This window comes from Acinetobacter sp. ANC 4169, assembly GCF_002135355.1.
Taxonomy (GTDB): Bacteria; Pseudomonadota; Gammaproteobacteria; order Pseudomonadales; family Moraxellaceae; genus Acinetobacter.
Map to the genome: position 1 here is coordinate 265,442 of NZ_NEGE01000001.1, position 19,202 is coordinate 284,643.

The window sequence follows — 19,202 nt, forward strand, 5'->3', positions numbered from 1 at the left end:
AAATTTTAAATTTCTCGTACATTTTTAAATGTGTATTAATCAGACCAAGGGTTTGCTTGTTCGTTTAAACCTAAATAAATACTTTTTTGTTGCATATAAGACAGGATGCCTAAGCGACCTTTTTCACGACCAATACCACTGTCTTTAAAGCCACCGAATGGCGCACTAATTGAGAACTTTTTATAAGTATTAATCCACACGGTACCTACTTCTAAAGTACGTGCAATTTTCCATGCTTTACGATAGCTTTCAGTCCAAATACCTGCTGCCAAACCAAAGCAACTGTCATTTGCTTGTTTAATCAAATCTTGTTCATTGTCATATGACATAACAACAAGAACAGGTCCAAAAATTTCTTCTTGGCAAGTTTGAGTACTGTTATTTAAGCCTGTAATAATGGTTGGTTTATAGAAACTACCTTTGGCAAATTCGCCTTCAGTAATTGCTTCACCACCTGTTACAACAGTACCGCCTTCTGACTTTGCAAGTTCTACATAATGGTGAACTGATTCCAAATGTTTTTGGTTGATTAATGAACCCATATGAACATTTGGTGTTTCTGGGTGTCCTACGCGTAAACCTTCAGTAATTTCTACAAGGCGTTTTAAAAACACGTCATAAATTGATTTATGAATAAATAAACGTGAACCTGCGATACATGCTTGACCTGCTGAGCTGAAAATACCGTAAGCGATACCTTTTGCTGCAATTTCAATATCTGCGTCAGGGAATACAATTGTTGGAGATTTGCCACCAAGTTCTAACGAAGTCGTAATTAACTTTTCAGCTGCAATATGCGCTAAATGACGACCTGTGGTTGTACCACCTGTGAATGAAATTTTGCGTACAAGTGGATGCTGTGCAATGGCATCGCCAATCACAGAACCACGACCTACAAGCACACTTAAAATGCCTTTTGGAAGACCTGCTTCTTCAAAAATTTCGGCAAGTTCTAAAGCAATTAAAGAAGTTGCTTCTGCAGGTTTTAGTATCACAGCATTACCCGCTGCAATTGCTGGTGCTAACTTTTGCACTTCACTTGCAATTGGTGAGTTCCAAGGGGTAATTGCAGCAATTACGCCCACAGGTTCATATACACTCATAGTGACAAAGTCTGATGCACGTTGAGTAGTCAATTCTTCGTTAAAGGTTTCACATGCTGCCGCATTAAAACGTGCAGTTGCTGCTGCGCTCATCACTAATGCACGTGTTTCAGAAAGCGGCTTTCCATTGTCTCGTGTTTGTAGTTTTGATAATTCATCCGCACGGGCTTCAATAATATCTGCTACACGGTACAAAATTTTTGCACGCTCATGCGGTAGTGAATTACGCCATTCTGGCTTACGCCATGCCTGATCTGCTTTGACTATTGCTTCTTCAACATCTTCTAAAGTCGCTGTTGATATTTCTGCATTTACTGAATTATCTGCTGGGAATAGGCTTTGAATCACATTCCCTCGACCAAGACGCCACTCACCTGCAATATAAATTTCTTTTACCATGGCACTCACCCATCCCTTTTAAATCTGAATTGCGTCTACGCTATTTCTGCATGCACGAATAACACTGAGTGCAGCCAATGTTGATGTTTTTGGATTGCTTTCTAAAGGCACACCAATCATTTCTATACTCATTTGACCAAAGCGACCCTCTGCCACAATGGTATGTTTGTTTTGTTTAATATTTGGATCTACGGTTAACTCAACTTGAGTCTCATCCATACCAATACCAGCTAAAGCAATGGTTGCGGCTACATTGGCATTTGCAGGAAAATTCAAAGCAGCTTCACGAGCTGTGCCTTTGTAAAACACAGTCGCTTCTTTTACGCTGTCTAAGTCAATAAGCTTTTCTGCATAACTACCACGCCAACTATTTGGACTTTTACAGCCTTTATAAGTGACTTTTTCTAAGCCACCTTCTTTCGCTGCCGCAATACCATCAATACCTGCAATTGCACCTGCAAGAAGGTGAAGATGTGCACCTGATTTTTCAGCAGTTTTTTGTAATTTTTCGAAAAATACTGGATCTGCCAATGTACCCACGGAAATTAGACCAATGGTCCAACCACGTTCTAGTACATTCACAGCATGTTCTTTCACCGCAGCCTGACCTGCAACTTCAATGACATAATCAGGTTCACCTAAACAGTCATCGATTCTAGAAATGACTTGCACATCAGCTGCGACCTTTTGCTTAACAACTTCAACACTGCGCTCAGGAACAACTACCCATTTCAATTTAAGATCTTTTGGTAAATGACTACATACTTCATTTGCCATTGCTCCGAATCCAATCATCATTAACTGTTTCATAAGTTCACCTTATAAATGCTTGTTGAAGCCACCAGACACATCAATGGTTGAACCAGTTGTATATGAAGCCAATGGTGAAGCAAGAAATACCAATGCACGAGCTGGCTCTTCTGGCTTGCCTAAACGAGCCATTGGAATACCGCGATTTTTCGCTATGTTGCCAATCCACTCTTCCCATGTTTGATTTTGGTCAGAACGGTCTGCAAAACGACGTTTCCACTGGGCTGATTCCACCATGCCTAATAAGATCGAGTTCACGCGGATGTTATATTGAGAAAACTCATGTGCCATTGAATGTGTAAGGTTCAATAACGCAGCACGTGCTGATGATGTTGCAATCATGTGAGGTTCAGGTTGCAATGCAAGTAGTGAGTTTACATTCGTAATTGAACCGTAATCTGAAACTTTTAATGCAGGTAAAAATGCTTTAATTGGGTTTAAAACACTGAAGTATTTCAATTCAATTTCATTTAACCAATCTTGGTCTTCTGTATTGTCAAAATTAGAAACACGACCTTGTCCTGCGTTGTTAATTAAAATATCGACACCACCAAATTCTCCTTGAACTTGGTGCGCAAATTTTTCTACATCTGCTTTATCTAAAACATTACATGTTGCTGTTACCACTTTTGCATTTGGATAACGCGATAAAATAAATTCTTTTGACTCTGCTAGGCGTTGTTCATTACGACCACACCAAGCAACACTTGCACCCTCTGAAACTAGAAGCTCAACAGTCGCAAGCCCAATACCAGACGAGCCACCGGTAACTACTGCATTCTTTCCATTCAATTGGAAGCTCATTTCCCTATCTCACATCAGTGCCTAATTAAGCGACAATAAAATTTGGTTGAATTGCGCTGCTTGGTCCAAATAACTTAAATGACCTGCATCTACAATTTCATAGCATTGCTTCAGCTGAAACTGATCTACTAATGCTTGAATATCTTGTGGAGGCGTAATGCCATCCGCCATTCCTTTTACGACATGAATGTCTTGTGCTGGACTTAAATAGCTTTGAATCGCGTCATATGCCAGTAGATACGATGCATCTGTAAAACCCTCTAAATGAATGTTTTGCATCACGGCTTCAATCAGCACCAAAGCATCTACCGATGCATGTGCAACCAAGTGTGGCCCACGCGATTGCGCCATGCCAGAAGCACCTAAGCTCTGCAACATTTTTGGACGCTTTTCAAAAACATCCTGCTGTTTTTGTGCATCACAACCTTTGTAGCCCTGCGCCACATTGGCAATGACCAACACATCTACAGCATCTGGATATAATGCGTTGAATGCAGCGGCCTGCATTGCGCCCAATGAGTGTCCAACCAAAATAACTTTGTTTAGACTTAAGCTATCCAACATTCCTTTTAAACGTCGTGCGTAATCTTCTGCATTTGGATATGCCGCCGCTAAACGGTCAGACTGACCATAACCCGGTGCATCCCATGCGATCACATGAAAATGATGACTTAAACCTTGTAGCTGCTTGACCCAAGAACCCGAACCAGAGCTAATACCATGTAGCAATACCAAGGCTTTGCCCATACCCGCTTCACGGTAAGATTGCTGCACACCATCAAACTGAACGGTTTTCAATTTAAACTGAGCCAACTGATCAATTAAAGTCATCACTTCACTTCCTTAAAAATTAACGCTTAATTTGTGAAAGCGGGTGTTCAGGCGGATAGTTCGGAATGGTTGGTTTACCCGTTCCCAGCATCACGCACATCAAGGCATCTTCTGTACCTGGGTTGAATAAGCCGCGGTAGATTCCTGGCGGAATTGAAATCAAATCACGCTCCTTTAAGCGAGTCGAAAATTTCTCACCTTCGTGCTCAATAAACAAATCAATTTCACCGCGCAACATGAAAAACACTTCCTCAACGTCATGGTGTATATGCAGCGGGCCTTCACATTGCGGCGGCAAAACCATAGTAGAAAACGTAAAGTTTTCAGCGGGCACGGTATTGCTATCATTGGCTACGCCTGTTGCACCTGTACCCATGTAACGCATTTGCGCACGGCGGTATTTTGGATCGTAATCTGCTTGAAACTTCAAGGCATCAAAGTCATATTTACGAGTTTCAAAACGTGCAATACGTCCGCCAATCCAGTCTTCAAGTGACTGCTCTGCTGGCTGTGTCCAAGATTCAAATTGTTGTACCGACATGACTTTCTCCTTTTTCAGCTCTATGCAATTTCACAAAAAGTGGAGCTGTATCTCATCTAGTTTGGATATTGACCATCACATAGCCATTACTTGCTACATGACGGCATAAATAGTTGTGAATGATTAATAACGTTTCAGTAGTGGCAACAAGAAGAACGCCCCAATCACAGCAACGGCTGCCAAGAAGGTAATACCAATGTTGAAGCTGCCAGTTTGCATGACTATTGCACCAATAATGACTGGAGCTGCAGCGCTAGCGAAGTTGCCAACACCATTGAAAATTCCGCCTGCGGTTGCGCCAACATCTGCAGACGTAATGCGCGCTAGCAAAGCAAATACTGCCGCAACACCGAAGCCCCAAGCCATTGCGCTTAAAGACATAGCTAAAATGACTAGCATTGGATTAGTTGCAATGACCATCAGGTACATGAAAATACCTGCAATCAATAAACCACCACTGACTTGAACCGATCGCTTACCCAGTTTGTCTGAAAGAAACGCGCCAACCACTTCACCAATCAGCATGGCAATAAATGGGAAGCTGGAATAAACGCCGAATTCTTTTAAATTGAAGCCTTTATCTTGAATCAGGTACGAAGGCACCCAGCTGTTGAGACCCCAAAGGTAGGTCATTAATGCAATGTTAAAGATGCACAGCAGCCAAAATGATCCATTGCTCAGCAAAGTTTTTGTGTTGTTTAAATGCGTACTGAAATTGACACGCTTGCCCATACCTTTCAAATCAACAGTACGCTTCAGCTGCAGATTGCGGAGGCCATAAACGATCAGCATCAGTACCACAAAGGTCATTGCACCCATTACAAAGAAGGTGGTATGCCAGTCATAATGCGCCAGAACAAATGCAGTGATTGGGAACCCCAAGAAAGCGCCAACCGGTGTGCCTAAAAGAAACATGGTGGATGCACGCGCTTGCTGGCGGTCTGTATAAGTTTGTTTCACAATGGTATAAGCCAAGGCGAATAGAGGTCCTTCTGCTAACCCTAGCAAGACACGAAGCGTCATCATCATGGCGTAATCTGTGGTAAAACCCATCAGAATCATCAATACGCCCCAAGAAGTTACGCTCCAGAACAGCATTTTTTTTGGGCAGAAAATATCACCCAAAAAGCTAAGGAACATTGATGAGAAACCGTAGGCCAATAGGAAACTGGTCATCAACCAACCGAGTTTGGCCTTATCCTGCCCTATACCCATTGCCTGCTGAAAAGTTGCATCAGAAAACAATACAGCAATACTGATTTTGTCAAAGAAAGCCAGCACGACGCAGATCATTAAAATGATTGCAGGTGTCCAATGCTTGATCCCTGTTTTTGCATCATAATCCATGGTAAATCCTTTAATTCATGGGCTAATATTTGGTTTGAGCGCTTATTACTTCAGTTTCATTAAATTGAAGTCTGGATCTTTCAGCTGTGTAGAATCCAATTCACGCTGGCTGGCCATCCATCGTTTTGCCAATTTCACCAATTTCGAATCATTTACTGCAATTACGTTCAGCAGTAGCTGCTGTTCATCTAAATAAAAAAATGTAATTTGCGTATCTGACGTTTTACGAATGATCACCTGATGCGTTTTTTCAGGCTGATAAGTCCCTAAAATTTGAATGTTGCATTGGTACTGATCAGACCATAACCAAGGAATATCTTGATATGCTGTCATTTCACCCAGCATTGACTTTGCAGCAGCAATAGCCTGATTCTGTGCATTTGCCCAAGACTGAATGCAGTAACCCAAGCCTGGGTGAATTGCGACATCACCTGCTGCATAAATATGTGCATCTGAGGTCTGACCAAATTCATTCACCACAATGCCATCTTTGACCTCAAGCTCTGCTTGCGATGCCAACTCTTTGGCAATTTCCGCCCCAGCCCCTACTACTACGCAGTCAAACTGCTTGAGCTTAATATTTGCATCAAAAACTTCTATTTTTTGATCGGCGGTTTCAATCAAATGTAATTTTGTTGCATTCAAATGAATTTCAGTACCTGCATCTTCATGCAACTGCTTTAAAAAATCAGAAACTTCAGGACTCACACTGCGCGCGCATAAGCGAGAACCATATTCAAAAATTTCGACATTCTTGCCTTGCTTACGCGCTGTCGCTGCAATTTCTAAACCAATCCAGCCGCCGCCAATAATCGCAATATGTTCTGAAGATTTTAATTTTTCCGCCAATTTTTGGCAGTCTTTAATATCGCGCATGGTGCACACATTGTGCATGCTTGACCAAGCAGAAACAGGAACCCGTGCACGGCTGCCAGTGGCAATCAACAGCTTGTCATAAGCTAAAACTTTACCGCTTTCTAAATGTACCGTTTTATCCGCTTTATCCAGTTTTACCGCGTGGTCTGGCTTATGCCAAGTCACAGAAAAATCATTCACCTGATCTGCTGAAAACAGATTTAAGCTTTCAATTTCTGCTTCTTGCGACAGCACTTGTTTAGACAGTGGCGGGCGTTCATAGAAGACTTGATCTTCGTTAGACACCACATGTATTTCTCCGCCAAAACCTTGACCGCGCAAAGTGTGGACTGCCCATCCAGCTGCTTGACCGGCGCCTACAATCACTATCCTGTTCATGCTGATCTCCTTATCATCATTCACTGTTAAGCGGGTTTGACTTGACGACGGGTTTCATGGTCTAAACCGCCTTCAATCGCCCATTCAGTAAATAACGCTAAGCTATGTTCTTCTTCGCGCGGCTGCCATTCTTCAGTCAAATAATCATCATTGGTGTAGTATTCAAAAGCACCACCTAATGGAGAGTTGACATACCAGAAATAAGCCGATGAAATCGGGTGACGGCCTGGACCAATAAAGGTCGGCCAATCTTGACGGTTCATGCTTAAACCACCACCAATGACTTCATGAATATCGCGTACCACAAATGCCACATGGTTTAGCCCTGCTGGCTTATTGGGAATCGACAGCAGAAATAGATCATGATGGAAACCTTCACCACGACAGCGTAAGAATGCACCGCGCTTGCGGTAAGCATCCGACAAATAAAAGCCGACTTTTTCAATATAAAAAGCTTGAGTAGTTTCCAAATCTGGCGTAAAAAACACCACATGGCCAATATCTACAGGTTCTGCTTTTTCATAAACGGGACTGGCTGCATTGACTCGCTGTACATTGCCAAACTGATTGATGCCTTCAGTTTTCGCTACTGGCAGTTCATACGTAATGCTTTTTTCAAATACAATAGTCATGCCATTCGGGTCACGGCATTGCACATGCGACGCCGAGCTTATAAAACCCGGTTCATCAGCTAAACTGGTTTTTAACTTTTCAAAATCCTGTTCATTTTCAACACCCCATGTTACTTCACGCAGTGTTGAGCCTGCTTCAATCGCTTTTGGTAAACGCTCATCAGCAATATCGAATAAATAAATTTTGCTGCCGTTTTGGGTTTGATATAAATCTGTACCATCAATATCTGACTCAACAGCTTTCAAGCCAAAATCAGCTAAAAATGTATTCGCTTCTTGGCGGTCTTCGACACCAAATTTTAGGACTTCAATTCCTGTAATCATGTTGTGTTCCTTAATTAAATACAAAACCGCCATTTACAGGAATATTCTGGCCCGTCACAAAAGAAGACATATCTGAAAGCAGATAAATCGCTGTGCCGTTCACATCCTGCGGAAGTTGCTGACGTTGTATGGCTCTTCCATTGACATACAAATCATGACGCGACTGCGGTACATATTCGGTCGCTTCAACCAAAGTCAGGCCTGGACTAATAGTGTTGACACAAATATTGTCTGTACCTAGCTCACTGGCCATTGAACGTGTCATAGAGAGAATTGCACCCTTACTTGCCACATAAGCCATCAATTTCGGTGCACCCCATAATGCTGTGTCAGAGGCAATATTAATAATTTTGCCCTGACCTGAAGCCTTTAAATGTGGTACACAGGCTTGTGAAACTAGCCACGTGCCTTTCACATTGACCGTCATGACACGGTCCCAAAGTGCTTCGTCATATTCCATCATGTCTGCACCGCCAACACCTGTTGCCAGTGCTGCGCAGTTAATCAACCCATCCAACCCGCCTAAAATATCTATTGCTGCTTTTACTGCCTGCTGGATGGATTGTTTTTGACTTAAATCAATACTAACTGCAGATACATTCAAACCAGCTTTAGCCAGTTTTTCGGCTTCTTCTTGTACTAAATCTGCCAAAATATCTGCCATCACAACAGATGCGCCCGCTTCTGCAGCAGCTTGAGCAAAATCACGTCCTAAACCACGCGCCGCACCTGTTACAAGAATGCGTTTGTCTGCTAAAATCTGCAGGCTAGCCATTGGCAACTTCCTTAATTTCAATACGATTTTCAGGTTGAGAACCTTGAAGTGCTGCAAACTTTTTAAGTTGCTTCTCTGCTTCTTTTTTCATTAAACGGCGTAAACGTGATAAGCCCACATCATGCTGATAAAGGAATTCGTGTTTACGTGCATTTGGCGCAAGGTTTTCTAATATAATGCGGTCTTGCTCTAATACATCCCAATGCAATTGTTCTAAGTAATTACGATACAAGAAGCGCCAAACATTACGTTGCCAACCTGAAACTTTACGGCAGCGCCAGAAGAACACACGTGTATTGTTTTCATCAATTGGTGTTGCAAAACCAACAATCCAAAATTCACCGCCTGGACCAAATGACTGACGGTATGGAATCGATAAACGTAACCAAGCTGCACCTGTTTGACCGTATTCAACCCAGTCAAAATTCACACCTGTTTGACCTTCTTTTTCAAAAACAAAACCATCTTTCGTTGAACGGTGTTTCATTTCCGCTGTTTTTTCACCATCAGCCATTGAATGTGATGTGCAATGTAAATAAGTCCCATGCATTGGATCCATTACATTATCTACTGCATATTGATGGTTAACTTTCCAGTCTGCCATGCAAAGAAATGCACTCCATTCTTCGCTTGCAAGTTGATCTGGAAGTACTAATTCAGCAGGTTGTTCCGCATCATTAATACCAAACCAAATAAAAATTGCATCGTGCAATTCTTGAACTTGGTAAGACTTTACGCAATCACTGCCTTTTAATGGACAGTCATGTACGGCAGGTACATCTTCAACAACGCCGTCATGACGTACTTCAACCCCGTGGTACCAACATGCAATACGGTTACCTAAGTTCCAACCTAAAGATAAACGTGCACCACGGTGTGGACAGCGGTCTTCCAATGCATGAACTTGACCTTTATCATCACGCCATACAACAATATTTTCGCCTAAACGTGTAATACCAACAGGGTTAGAACCCACTTCCCAACTTGCCAATACTGGATACCATTGGTCACGCAAACCTAGGTCTAAATATTGTTCAACATTCATTTCTGCAATAGTCATCATGATGTCCTTATCTGTTAATAACCTAAACGTTGCATTTCAGTGGAAAAGCTTACAACTGACCATAGATCGCCAGATTCATCTCTAAACCCTTGATCATTTAATGCATTCACTAAGTCATCTAATTCAGTTACACCATTACTAAAAGCAGTAATTAAATGCTGAACAAGATCTTGCTCATATACGCTTGGTGCTTTGTAACGGTTTTGCCAAACCAAGTGCTCTACTTGACCTGGAATTTGAATATTATTAATACCTGCATCGCTTGAAGGTGTTGAATTAATCCATCTCGCTAGCTTTTCGTTATATTGCTTCATTTGACTTCTTCCCTAATCATTTATTCTTAAAGCTGAATTTGAATTTCTTCGTTTTCAACTCTTACGGGATATGTACATAAATCACGACAGCCAGGACCACTTTCCAAAGCCCCCGTTTCTAAATTGAAAATCGCTTCATGGAGTGGACATTCAACTGTGAATCCCTCAATGAAGCCTTCAGTCAGCAACGCATATGCATGAGGGCAAATATTTTCAACAGCGAAATAATTTTCCTCAATAACAAAGACACCAATTTTTTTATCTTCGATTTCAATCGCTTTAGGTTCCTCTTCAGCGACTTCGTTTACGTTGCAAATCGATATCCAGTTCATGTGCTCATCTTCCATGTTTTATATTTAAAACAATATTGATAGAATAAGCTTTCCTTAAATTAAATGTCAATTTTTATATAAATATATTTATCAGTTACTTATTCAAAATTCACATTTTGAAATGTTTTATTTACAAAAATAAGTTTTATATACAAACATTGTGATATTGAAAATAGACAGTTAGAATGAAGACTAGATATTCCTGTTTTTGAGGAATTTTTTTAATGAATACGGGTCAAGTTGGCAATGAATTCAATAAGTAAAGATGGCCTTTTAGAGCATGAAACTGAATCTAATAATGATGAGCGTTATTTAGTGCCAGGTTTGGTACGTGGCTTAGCAATATTAAAATTATTTGATCAGAATCATCAGGAAATGACAATTTCTGAAATTGCAGAAAAATTAGATGTAAATCGTTCAAGTGCTTTTCGCTTAATTCACACTTTAGAATATTGTGGCTACTTAAAAAAAATGTCGCAAAAAAACTATGCCCTAGATAGCAATGTGATGGAGCTTGGCTTTAATAGTTTATCTAAATCATCAATGATTGATTTAGCTTCCCCAATCATGCGCGAACTACGTGATAAAATTAAAATTGCGGTACATCTTTCTATCTTGGAAGGTACTGATATCGTCTTTATCAGTAATGCACAATCTATTGGATCATTTACCAGTAATGTTCATATCGGAACGCGATGGCATGCACATGCAACAGTGATTGGCCAATTGGTCCTATCCCGATTATCTGAATCTGAGGTTATAAAGCGCTATGAAAACTTTACAGACTGGAAAGTTTATTCTGAGCGTACCCCCCATGATATTGATTCGCTATTAGCACGGCTGAAAGAAGTTCGTGAACAGGAATTTATGATTAGTTGGGGACACTTTAATACTGATATGGCTGCATGTGCTGTACCCATTTACAGTCAGTCCACACAAGAAATGGCTGCAGTATTATCAGTCAGTTGTCCTTTAAGTACCTATACAGAAGATGCTTTTAGAACTGACGTGGCTCGAACAGTTATCGCATATGCTGAAAAAATTTCTAAATTTATCTATATTTAAAATGAAAGCAACAACTTACATTTCATTAAGTTGTTGCTTTCATAAATAATAATATTGAGATGTTCTACAATCGAATCAGGCGTCATTCGCATCTCGATGGGATGAGCCCAGAAGCCTTTGAGGCAGCTTCAAAATGAGGCTGTCTCATGTCTAGGATACTGGGAGCAGTCCAGCTTGTCCTTTACGTAGTGCACGCATGACTTCAATACCTTTTCGCTTATCATCAATGACTATTTGCAACAGTGCCGTTTTTTAAATGCTATCTATCTTACCTAAATGATAATCTAGCTTAATTGATAGATACCTTAAATAAACTCTATGTTAAGGTCGCCATATTTTTCAAAACTAGCTGTATAGCTCATTGGCTTGTTAACGACAGACATAGGGCCAAGCGCTCCAGTCAATATGACTTCACCTGCTTTAAGGGGCATATCCATCTTTGCCATAGTCTGTGCTAGCCATCGAGTTGCGATCAATGGGTTTCCTAGGCAATTTCTACCAATACCTTGAGAAACTTCCTCACCATTCGCGAGTAACTTCATTTTGGCATTTAACAAGTCTATTTCTGACAATTGATATGGGGTTTGTCCTAATACGACGAGTGCTGATGATGCATTATCAGCAATAGTATCTTCTATACGAATATCCCACCCCTGTATTCGGCTATCTACAACTTCAATAGCGATGAGCACATAATCAATAGCAGCCATTACTTCGATCATTGTCATATCTTTATGGGGCAAATCATGCTTTAGAACCAATGCCAGTTCTACCTCAACTTTAGGCTGTATCAAGGAATTAAGCGCTATCGTTTCCCCTTCCATCACAAGCATATTTGAGTAAATATTACCAAAATCTGGCTGATCTACGCCTAGTTGCTTTTGAACAGCATTAGAAGTAAGTCCAATTTTTCGACCAACAATTCTATTTCCCAAAGATAAATATCGTTTTGTATTTATTGACTGAATTTCGTAAGCTTCTTCGACTGTTAAAGGTACATCAAATAATTCACGTATTGGTTTGCATGGAGATTTGGTTTCTTCTGCTTTCCATAATAAGTCTGCTGCATTTTGAAATAAATTCTGTTTCATAAACATTCCATGGATTTTGAATATAGCGGAGTTTAATAAAGTGAACTGTCTAATTTATCATTGAAAACGAAAACACATTTATCACTGATCAACCTATTCTTTTTAATATGAAGAGTATTATCAAATAATCATGAAACTATATTTAACAATTTAAATATCCAATATTTTAAAATTAAAAATATAAATTTATAGACATTTAGAACCATTTATATAAAAACATGAATTCATGTTTTTATATAAATATTCGGTACCACATTAACTGGCATTTTTATGTTTCACCATCGTCAGTGCTAAATCTTCAATCATATCTTCTTGACCACCCACGGTACCTCTTTTGCCCAATTCAACAAGTAATTCACGTGCTGAAATACCGTACTTCTGTTCTGCTCGCTTTGCGAACAATAAAAATGAAGAGTACACACCCGCATAACCTAGCGTTAGTGAATTACGATCAATTCGAATTGGAGAATCTAGCATTGGAACAACTAGATCTTCCGCTACATCCATGATTTTAAATAAGTCTATACCGTGATTTACTCCCATACGCGTAAGTACAGCAACAAATACCTCTAGTGGTGTATTTCCTGCACCAGCACCTAGCCCAGCTACAGATCCATCAATACGATTAGCGCCTGCTTCTAGAGCAGTTAGAGAGTTGGCAATGCTCATTCCTAAATTATGATGGCCATGAAAACCAAGTTCTGTCTCTGGCTTTAAAGCATCTCTAAGGCTACTCATTTTGTTGTGTACTTCTTGGGGAAGCATATAACCTGCTGAGTCTGTACAATAAATACAATTCGCACCATAGCTTTCCATAAGTAGCGCTTGCTCAACCAATTTTTCACGATCAGCCATGTGTGCCATCATTAAAAATCCAACAGTATCCAGCCCTAATTCAGCAGCTTTGGTGATATGTTGTTGAGAAACATCAGCCTCCGTACAATGAGTCGCAACTCGTATACAAGAAACGCCTAGCTCCTTCGCCATGATTAAATGATCCGTCGTGCCAATCCCCGGCAAAAGCAAAGCTGATACTTTTGCCTGTTTCATTTCTGGAATGACTGCTGACAAATATTCTTCATCCGAATGCGCTGGTCGTCCATAATTCAGTGAGGCGCCACCCAGACCGTCACCATGGGTGACTTCGATCAATGGAATTCCCGCATCATCTAGACCTTTGGCAACACTCACCATCTGCTCAAGAGAAATCTGATGTTGCTTGGCGTGCATGCCATCACGCAGACTCATATCGTGTAACTTCACTTTTTTATTTTTTAAATCCATTTCTACATCCTTATCCGCATACAAATATTTGATTTTCTCAGGCTGTTGGTAATGCTAAACGCTCTTTATAATATTCCTCTGCAAACATTTCAGCCGTGCGTAATGCTGCTGCCGTCATAATATCGAGGTTACCTGCATACTCTGGTAAGAAATCGCCTAGACCTTTCACCTCAACAAAAATAGAGACCTTATTCCCATCGAAGATCGGACCATTGACTAAGGTATAGCCAGGAACATACTTTTGAACTTCTGCAACCATCTCTTTAACTGAGGCGATAATGGCATCTTGGTCAGGTGTAGATTCGGTTAAGCAATGAATGGTGTCACGCATGATCAGTGGAGGTTCTGCAGGGTTAATAATAATAATCGCCTTGCCCTGCTTGGCACCGCCTACTTGTTTTACAGCATCGGCCGTTGTACGGGTAAATTCATCGATGTTAGAACGTGTGCCCGGCCCGACAGATTTGGATGAAACCGTTGCGATGATTTCACCGTATTCAACTGGCTGTACACGGCTAATGGCAGCAACCATCGGCACGGTCGCCTGTCCGCCACAAGTCACCATATTGACATTCATTTCTAGTGTTTCTGTGTGCTTTTTCAGGTTGACCGGTGGAATACAAAATGGCCCAATTGCGGCTGGGGTTAAGTCGATCATCAACACACCTAGCCCGTTTAGCTTACGACTATTTTCCGCATGGACATAAGCCGATGTTGCATCAAAAGCGATTCGGATATCATCTTCTTTGACGTTTTCCAATATGCCATCGACACCGCTTGCGCAGACTTTGATGCCCATTTCCACAGCACGTTTCAGACCTTCAGATTCAGGATCAATGCCGACCATCCAGACGGGTTCGACCCATTCCGAACGTTTCATTTTCATCAGCAAGTCGGTACCAATATTTCCTGGACCAATAATCACAGCTTTTAATTTCTTATTCATACGAACCAATGCTCCTGATTTAACACTTATCTATTTTTCTATTGTCTAGAAATCTACTTTACAGCCTAATTTTTTTGGAGATTGGCAATCTATATCCCGATTACCAATCTCATTCAATATTTTGCTGATTAAAATGCTTTAGTTAATGAAACACGTAGTACGTTGCCTTCTAAGGTGTTTTTATTGGAAAATTCTTGATAGGCTGCGATGTCGCCACCGAGCTTATATTTTGGTGAAAAATAACTTAGAGAGGCACCTAACGCATTTTTACGTTCATTACCATCGTCGGTTTCAAAGGTGTTATAGCCAGTCAACCCAAGACTGTACAAGCCATAATCTTTACCTAGACCCCACTCGACAATGACTTCGTCGTGTAGCCCGCTGCCATTTGGCATGCTATAACGTCCGAGTGCGCTAAAAGTAATATCGCCTTTTTGATTGAGTTTTGCATTCCCCCCAAGACTAAGCATGACGGAATCAAAGCCCTTTCCTGGACTGGCGGGCTTGTCTTTGTTGTATTTTCCAGTGTCGGCCCAATAACCGGTTCCAGCGGTGATGTCCCATCTGTCACTATGCCAACCTAAAATACCACCCACATATAAATCGCCAATCCCGGTTTGTTTATCGATACTTTGACCATCGACTTTTAAGTCAGTGCGCATCATCGGTAAAACAGTTTCAAAGGCTAAATTGGCACCCAATATTTCTTGTGAAGTTACCCATGCAAAGCGATGCGCAAGTGCATTTACTGTCAGGTCGATATGTGCATCATCGGCCTGATAATTGATATAGTAACCTTTGTAATAAACACCCGATGGAGGTAAGACACTGCCTCGAACACCTTCCATACCCGGTACATAATGAGAATCTGAAGCCTGAGATGAAACAGATATGCAAGAGAATAAAAAAGCCAATGCGAGTTTGTTTAAACTAATATTCATATAACATCCTTGTTGGTAATTTTAGAAATTACTGACTGATATACTTATCCAGAATTTGTAACGTGGAAGATTTAAATCCTGTGTTTAAAAATTACTTCCACATCACAGTGTTTATGTTGTAAATAGACTTATGCCTCGGCTCGCTCTGCACCAATCATGATCACCAGTAATCTCACTGGTTTGCCACTGTCGTTGACCCAAGCGTGTCGAGTACCGTTTTGCACCATGATATCTCCAACATTCAACTCTTTACTGTCTTCATCCAGTAGCAGATTGACTGTACCTTCTAAAATGACTACATAATCAATGGTATTAGTTAAGTGATAACCCGGTGGTTCAGGCTCAAAGGTTTCTGCCAATCCCGGCAGGCGCGCAAAAGTTTCCTGAATCAGTTTGTCCAGATCAACCGGTGCAGGTGCATCGGCTTGAGCCGATGGGAAAGTGACAATCATCGCAGAAGTTCCTGCGACTTCAGGCAAAATGGTGCTTTGATCAACTTCTGGCGTTTTAAATGTGCCACCGACTGTGGTTTTTGCTGAAGTCCGCCAGAATACTTCCACGCTAAAGCCTGGTTGATATTCAAAATAATTCTCAACCTGAATCGGTGTTTCTGAAATGATTTGTGATTTATTGCTCAGGTTATTCCCCGTCACTAAGACCCGATAATTGCTCATGTTTAATTCCTTTTAAATGAGATGCTGAAAATTTTTATGCTTCGTGAGCGATATAAAAATTTCTAAATCCGTTGCCTTGAGACTCGATATCTGTCAATGCTTCGTTAATTGCTTCGAGTGGATAAGCATGTTCCTCAAGCAACGAAAAATCTAAAACACCAGACTCAAATAATTTTGCAATTTCATTTCCTTCTGCTGGGGTGAACCATAACGAACCAATGTACTGCAATTGCGCGCACATAAACGGATGCGGATCAATCGGGATCGGCCCCGCGACACCACCGATCTGAATAATTCGACCACCATGAGCGACAGCTTGTATACCATCTGTGGCCAACTCAGTAGGGGCTTTTGCACCAAGTGTATCGATCATGACATCTATGCCGTCAGGCAAATAACTACGCACCTGTACATGGATTGCTTCCTCACCTATCTGGACTGGAATAATGCGTTTGCTATCTAATGTTTGCAGACGCTGTAATGCCTCTGAATCACGTGCTGCGACAAAGATTTTTGCTGCACCAAATGCTAGTGCCAGTAAGGTGGCATTTACTCCCAAAGTACCGCTCGCACCTAAAATCAGGATACTTTGTGACGGTCTTAATTGTGATTTACGAATCGCTGAATATGCTGTGCCCAAATATCCAAGTCGAGCCGCTGTAGCAAAACTTAAATTATCTGGTAGTTTGATTAAGCTGCTGATCGGTGCAGTCATATATTGACCATAACCTGCGTATGGATAACGCTTAAATACATTGGTTGAGCCAGCACCAAAGCCAAAATACCCCATAAATGTATAGGAATTGCATAAGGTTGCATTCCCTGCGATACAAGACTTACATTCACCGCAGCCAATGCCGGGGTTGATATATACCCGATCACCCTTTTGATAGGTAGTCACGTTCGAACCCACCGCAGTCACCACGCCAGCCGAATCTAATCCAAAAATTGCTGGCAATTCTGGTAGCGGTAAAAATGGATACCATTCAGGGAAATAGGTGGTCACATTTTTTAGATTTGGAATAATCCCGCTGCTTTTGACTTGAACCAGTACATCATTAGGCCCCGGTTCAGGAATGGGTAATTCATCTATGGTAAATTGTCCACCGATTGTATGTAATCGCGCTGCTCTCATCATGCTCACGACTGATCCTTTATTTATCAATACATTGATTCCATTCATTTTATTTTTTTGATTTTGAATAAAAAGCCAGTACCGATCTACGATACTGGCTATCATTTTAGTCTTCTTTAAATTGTCGAACTTTGTAGCCCGGGCGATGTCCATCAGCAGTATCTTTAAAGATCAAACTGGTATTTTTAGATGCACCTGCTACACCACGTGCTGGTTTGGCAATACCACGATTCCAGCGCGATGCCAGTTTACGCCAAGTGATTGGCGAAACATCGGTCGCCATCAACTGCTCATCTTGCCAGCCGGTACCATCGATATAGAAGTTTTGCATTGCTTCACGCGCATGTAGATCGCAGTCATTGAAGCCATGTAGACATAATGGTTTGTAAACCAAGTCAAAACGTTTCTTAAAGCGCTTACGTTCTTCAGGGGTATTACATACTTTGACCAAAACTTCCCAATATTCATGAGTATCATCAGTAATCGGAACATACCATTCATACTGTACAACATGTTCTTCAGGCCAGTTTTCAACCATTAATACACCCGGTAATACCACCGATGTACGATAGAAACGCCCTTTCAAACCTTCAACTTTTACATTGAGTTCTTTGTTTTCTAGGACCGGTTCCCACTTATCTGTAAACATCCATTGCATCTGACCTTTTGGTCCATTTTCATCTTCAACCACCGTGACTGCGTCATCAGAAGTCGGTACGATACCTAAAGGAAGTGTCCAATCCATTGCATGTACAATTGTATTGTCTGCGTGTACAAGAATATGACCATTGTCGAAACCATTTTCACATGCAATACGCCAGTCACCAAAACCAGTACGATGCATACCTAGAATCAGTGCATTATCATCAAGTACGCTTGGTGAATCCGGCCATAATGGGTGTGGAAAATTGTCGTTATTTTCAGGGAAGCGGAATGGTAAGTCATGTGATAGTGGTGGAACATTTTCTAGTGGAAAATCATCATCACGAACAAACACAAAGATCATGCCATTTACTTCATGGACCGGATAAGTAGTAATGCCTGTTGTACCGATGATCTTATCGTTAGGATTTCCTACAATCGTGGTCAAATCACCACTTTTTAAGTCAAAAGTAAATCCATGATACCAACAAGAAATGGTTTCTTTGTTAAAACACATTGGCTTTTCAGATAAACGTACACCCCGGTGTGCACATTGATCTTTAAGCGCAAAAACTTCGCCATTTACACGGCGTAGCACAATAGGAATGCCACAAATTTGCATACCCTCAACTTGGTCTTCTACAAGTTCTTCAGTGAATAATGCTGGATACCAGTGGTTAATAAATCCCCAAGCAGCATCTTTATAAGGTTGGTATTGGCTCTGTGTTTTGGCATCATTGGTACGGGCTTCACTAATCCCTTTTTGTACTACACGGCGTCGAATGATTTGTTCTTCAGACATTTTTAAAATTCCTTTTTAAATTAATCGCACTGTATCTCAGGAACTTCATCTTATTTCATCTAAAAACGCTCACCGCTCCGAATAATGCTAAAA

20 protein-coding genes and 1 pseudogene are annotated in these 19,202 nt (G+C 41.0%); 2 read left to right on the forward strand and 19 right to left on the reverse strand.

Annotation, left to right across the window (positions count from 1 at the left end):
- Positions 1–35: 35 nt before the first annotated feature.
- The 12 genes from B9T26_RS01250 to B9T26_RS01305 all read right to left on the reverse strand — a co-directional run bounded on the left by B9T26_RS01250 (position 36) and on the right by B9T26_RS01305 (position 10,529).
- A complete protein-coding gene (locus tag B9T26_RS01250) occupies positions 36–1,502 on the reverse strand; it encodes an aldehyde dehydrogenase (protein WP_086197999.1) in 1,467 nt (488 codons plus the stop codon).
- A gap of 18 nt (positions 1,503–1,520) precedes the next feature.
- Positions 1,521–2,312 carry an aspartate dehydrogenase gene (locus B9T26_RS01255; protein ID WP_086198000.1) on the reverse strand — a complete coding sequence of 264 codons (792 nt, stop codon included), beginning with the start codon at positions 2,310–2,312 and terminating at the stop codon, positions 1,521–1,523.
- Between the two features lie 9 nt (positions 2,313–2,321).
- The gene (locus tag B9T26_RS01260; protein ID WP_086198001.1) at positions 2,322–3,116 is read right to left on the reverse strand and encodes an SDR family oxidoreductase; all 795 of its coding nucleotides are present in this window, start codon (positions 3,114–3,116) and stop codon (positions 2,322–2,324) included.
- 21 nt (positions 3,117–3,137) lie between these two features.
- Positions 3,138–3,950 (reverse strand): alpha/beta fold hydrolase, encoded by an 813-nt coding sequence (locus B9T26_RS01265; RefSeq protein ID WP_227518751.1) that lies wholly within the window; start codon positions 3,948–3,950, stop codon positions 3,138–3,140.
- 16 nt (positions 3,951–3,966) lie between these two features.
- Positions 3,967–4,488, reverse strand: coding sequence for a cupin domain-containing protein (locus tag B9T26_RS01270; RefSeq protein WP_086198003.1), 522 nt, complete (start codon positions 4,486–4,488; stop codon positions 3,967–3,969).
- A 123-nt stretch (positions 4,489–4,611) separates the two neighbouring features.
- Positions 4,612–5,835, reverse strand: a complete 1,224-nt coding sequence (locus B9T26_RS01275; RefSeq protein WP_086198004.1) for an MFS transporter — start codon at positions 5,833–5,835, stop codon at positions 4,612–4,614.
- A gap of 45 nt (positions 5,836–5,880) precedes the next feature.
- The gene (locus B9T26_RS01280) at positions 5,881–7,089 is read right to left on the reverse strand and encodes an NAD(P)/FAD-dependent oxidoreductase (protein WP_086198005.1); all 1,209 of its coding nucleotides are present in this window, start codon (positions 7,087–7,089) and stop codon (positions 5,881–5,883) included.
- A 26-nt stretch (positions 7,090–7,115) separates the two neighbouring features.
- Positions 7,116–8,045 carry a VOC family protein gene (locus tag B9T26_RS01285; protein ID WP_086198006.1) on the reverse strand — a complete coding sequence of 310 codons (930 nt, stop codon included), beginning with the start codon at positions 8,043–8,045 and terminating at the stop codon, positions 7,116–7,118.
- Positions 8,046–8,055: 10 nt separating this feature from the next.
- Positions 8,056–8,820: an SDR family oxidoreductase gene (locus B9T26_RS01290; protein WP_086198007.1), complete on the reverse strand. Its 765-nt coding sequence runs from the start codon at positions 8,818–8,820 to the stop codon at positions 8,056–8,058.
- Entirely contained in the window at positions 8,813–9,880 is a 1,068-nt protein-coding gene (locus B9T26_RS01295; RefSeq protein ID WP_413772751.1) for a Rieske 2Fe-2S domain-containing protein, read from the reverse strand. The genes B9T26_RS01290 and B9T26_RS01295 overlap by 8 nt, the downstream gene beginning before the upstream one ends.
- A gap of 17 nt (positions 9,881–9,897) precedes the next feature.
- Positions 9,898–10,197, reverse strand: coding sequence for a recombinase-like helix-turn-helix domain-containing protein (locus tag B9T26_RS01300; protein WP_086198009.1), 300 nt, complete (start codon positions 10,195–10,197; stop codon positions 9,898–9,900).
- Between the two features lie 26 nt (positions 10,198–10,223).
- A complete protein-coding gene (locus tag B9T26_RS01305) occupies positions 10,224–10,529 on the reverse strand; it encodes a non-heme iron oxygenase ferredoxin subunit (protein WP_086198010.1) in 306 nt (101 codons plus the stop codon).
- A 246-nt stretch (positions 10,530–10,775) separates the two neighbouring features.
- Here B9T26_RS01305 and B9T26_RS01310 point away from each other — a divergent pair, with 246 nt between their 5' ends.
- Both B9T26_RS01310 and B9T26_RS15940 read left to right on the forward strand, forming a co-directional pair.
- Positions 10,776–11,594 carry an IclR family transcriptional regulator gene (locus tag B9T26_RS01310; RefSeq protein ID WP_086198011.1) on the forward strand — a complete coding sequence of 273 codons (819 nt, stop codon included), beginning with the start codon at positions 10,776–10,778 and terminating at the stop codon, positions 11,592–11,594.
- A 53-nt stretch (positions 11,595–11,647) separates the two neighbouring features.
- A pseudogene (locus B9T26_RS15940) lies at positions 11,648–11,731 on the forward strand (hypothetical protein); the annotation flags it as partial.
- 168 nt (positions 11,732–11,899) lie between these two features.
- Here B9T26_RS15940 and B9T26_RS01315 read toward each other — a convergent pair.
- From B9T26_RS01315 to B9T26_RS01345, 7 genes are all read right to left on the reverse strand, one after another.
- Positions 11,900–12,685, reverse strand: coding sequence for a 2-keto-4-pentenoate hydratase (locus B9T26_RS01315; protein ID WP_086198012.1), 786 nt, complete (start codon positions 12,683–12,685; stop codon positions 11,900–11,902).
- A gap of 255 nt (positions 12,686–12,940) precedes the next feature.
- Complete coding sequence (gene dmpG / locus B9T26_RS01320) at positions 12,941–13,969, reverse strand: 4-hydroxy-2-oxovalerate aldolase (protein WP_086198013.1); 1,029 nt, start codon at positions 13,967–13,969, stop codon at positions 12,941–12,943.
- Positions 13,970–14,006: 37 nt separating this feature from the next.
- Positions 14,007–14,915, reverse strand: coding sequence for an acetaldehyde dehydrogenase (acetylating) (locus B9T26_RS01325; protein WP_086198014.1), 909 nt, complete (start codon positions 14,913–14,915; stop codon positions 14,007–14,009).
- Between the two features lie 128 nt (positions 14,916–15,043).
- The gene (locus tag B9T26_RS01330; protein ID WP_086198015.1) at positions 15,044–15,856 is read right to left on the reverse strand and encodes a transporter; all 813 of its coding nucleotides are present in this window, start codon (positions 15,854–15,856) and stop codon (positions 15,044–15,046) included.
- Between the two features lie 128 nt (positions 15,857–15,984).
- The gene (locus B9T26_RS01335; RefSeq protein WP_086198016.1) at positions 15,985–16,530 is read right to left on the reverse strand and encodes a cupin domain-containing protein; all 546 of its coding nucleotides are present in this window, start codon (positions 16,528–16,530) and stop codon (positions 15,985–15,987) included.
- A gap of 34 nt (positions 16,531–16,564) precedes the next feature.
- Entirely contained in the window at positions 16,565–17,668 is a 1,104-nt protein-coding gene (locus B9T26_RS01340; protein WP_264754436.1) for an alcohol dehydrogenase catalytic domain-containing protein, read from the reverse strand.
- 103 nt (positions 17,669–17,771) lie between these two features.
- A complete protein-coding gene (locus B9T26_RS01345) occupies positions 17,772–19,109 on the reverse strand; it encodes a Rieske 2Fe-2S domain-containing protein (protein WP_086198017.1) in 1,338 nt (445 codons plus the stop codon).
- Positions 19,110–19,202 lie beyond the last annotated feature (93 nt).

What these genes read in the sequence shown, in the direction of transcription:
- B9T26_RS01250 (WP_086197999.1), bottom strand. Translation starts at nt 1,502, where the DNA reads ATGGTAAAAGAAATTTATATTGCAGGTGAGTGGCGTCTTGGTCGAGGG.
- B9T26_RS01255 (WP_086198000.1), bottom strand. Translation starts at nt 2,312, where the DNA reads ATGAAACAGTTAATGATGATTGGATTCGGAGCAATGGCAAATGAAGTA.
- B9T26_RS01260 (WP_086198001.1), bottom strand. Translation starts at nt 3,116, where the DNA reads ATGAGCTTCCAATTGAATGGAAAGAATGCAGTAGTTACCGGTGGCTCG.
- B9T26_RS01270 (WP_086198003.1), bottom strand. Translation starts at nt 4,488, where the DNA reads ATGTCGGTACAACAATTTGAATCTTGGACACAGCCAGCAGAGCAGTCA.
- B9T26_RS01275 (WP_086198004.1), bottom strand. Translation starts at nt 5,835, where the DNA reads ATGGATTATGATGCAAAAACAGGGATCAAGCATTGGACACCTGCAATC.
- B9T26_RS01280 (WP_086198005.1), bottom strand. Translation starts at nt 7,089, where the DNA reads ATGAACAGGATAGTGATTGTAGGCGCCGGTCAAGCAGCTGGATGGGCA.
- B9T26_RS01285 (WP_086198006.1), bottom strand. Translation starts at nt 8,045, where the DNA reads ATGATTACAGGAATTGAAGTCCTAAAATTTGGTGTCGAAGACCGCCAA.
- B9T26_RS01290 (WP_086198007.1), bottom strand. Translation starts at nt 8,820, where the DNA reads ATGGCTAGCCTGCAGATTTTAGCAGACAAACGCATTCTTGTAACAGGT.
- B9T26_RS01295 (WP_413772751.1), bottom strand. Translation starts at nt 9,880, where the DNA reads ATGACTATTGCAGAAATGAATGTTGAACAATATTTAGACCTAGGTTTG.
- B9T26_RS01300 (WP_086198009.1), bottom strand. Translation starts at nt 10,197, where the DNA reads ATGAAGCAATATAACGAAAAGCTAGCGAGATGGATTAATTCAACACCT.
- B9T26_RS01305 (WP_086198010.1), bottom strand. Translation starts at nt 10,529, where the DNA reads ATGAACTGGATATCGATTTGCAACGTAAACGAAGTCGCTGAAGAGGAA.
- B9T26_RS01310 (WP_086198011.1), top strand. Translation starts at nt 10,776, where the DNA reads ATGAATTCAATAAGTAAAGATGGCCTTTTAGAGCATGAAACTGAATCT.
- B9T26_RS01315 (WP_086198012.1), bottom strand. Translation starts at nt 12,685, where the DNA reads ATGAAACAGAATTTATTTCAAAATGCAGCAGACTTATTATGGAAAGCA.
- dmpG (WP_086198013.1), bottom strand. Translation starts at nt 13,969, where the DNA reads ATGGATTTAAAAAATAAAAAAGTGAAGTTACACGATATGAGTCTGCGT.
- B9T26_RS01325 (WP_086198014.1), bottom strand. Translation starts at nt 14,915, where the DNA reads ATGAATAAGAAATTAAAAGCTGTGATTATTGGTCCAGGAAATATTGGT.
- B9T26_RS01330 (WP_086198015.1), bottom strand. Translation starts at nt 15,856, where the DNA reads ATGAATATTAGTTTAAACAAACTCGCATTGGCTTTTTTATTCTCTTGC.
- B9T26_RS01335 (WP_086198016.1), bottom strand. Translation starts at nt 16,530, where the DNA reads ATGAGCAATTATCGGGTCTTAGTGACGGGGAATAACCTGAGCAATAAA.
- B9T26_RS01340 (WP_264754436.1), bottom strand. Translation starts at nt 17,668, where the DNA reads ATGATGAGAGCAGCGCGATTACATACAATCGGTGGACAATTTACCATA.
- B9T26_RS01345 (WP_086198017.1), bottom strand. Translation starts at nt 19,109, where the DNA reads ATGTCTGAAGAACAAATCATTCGACGCCGTGTAGTACAAAAAGGGATT.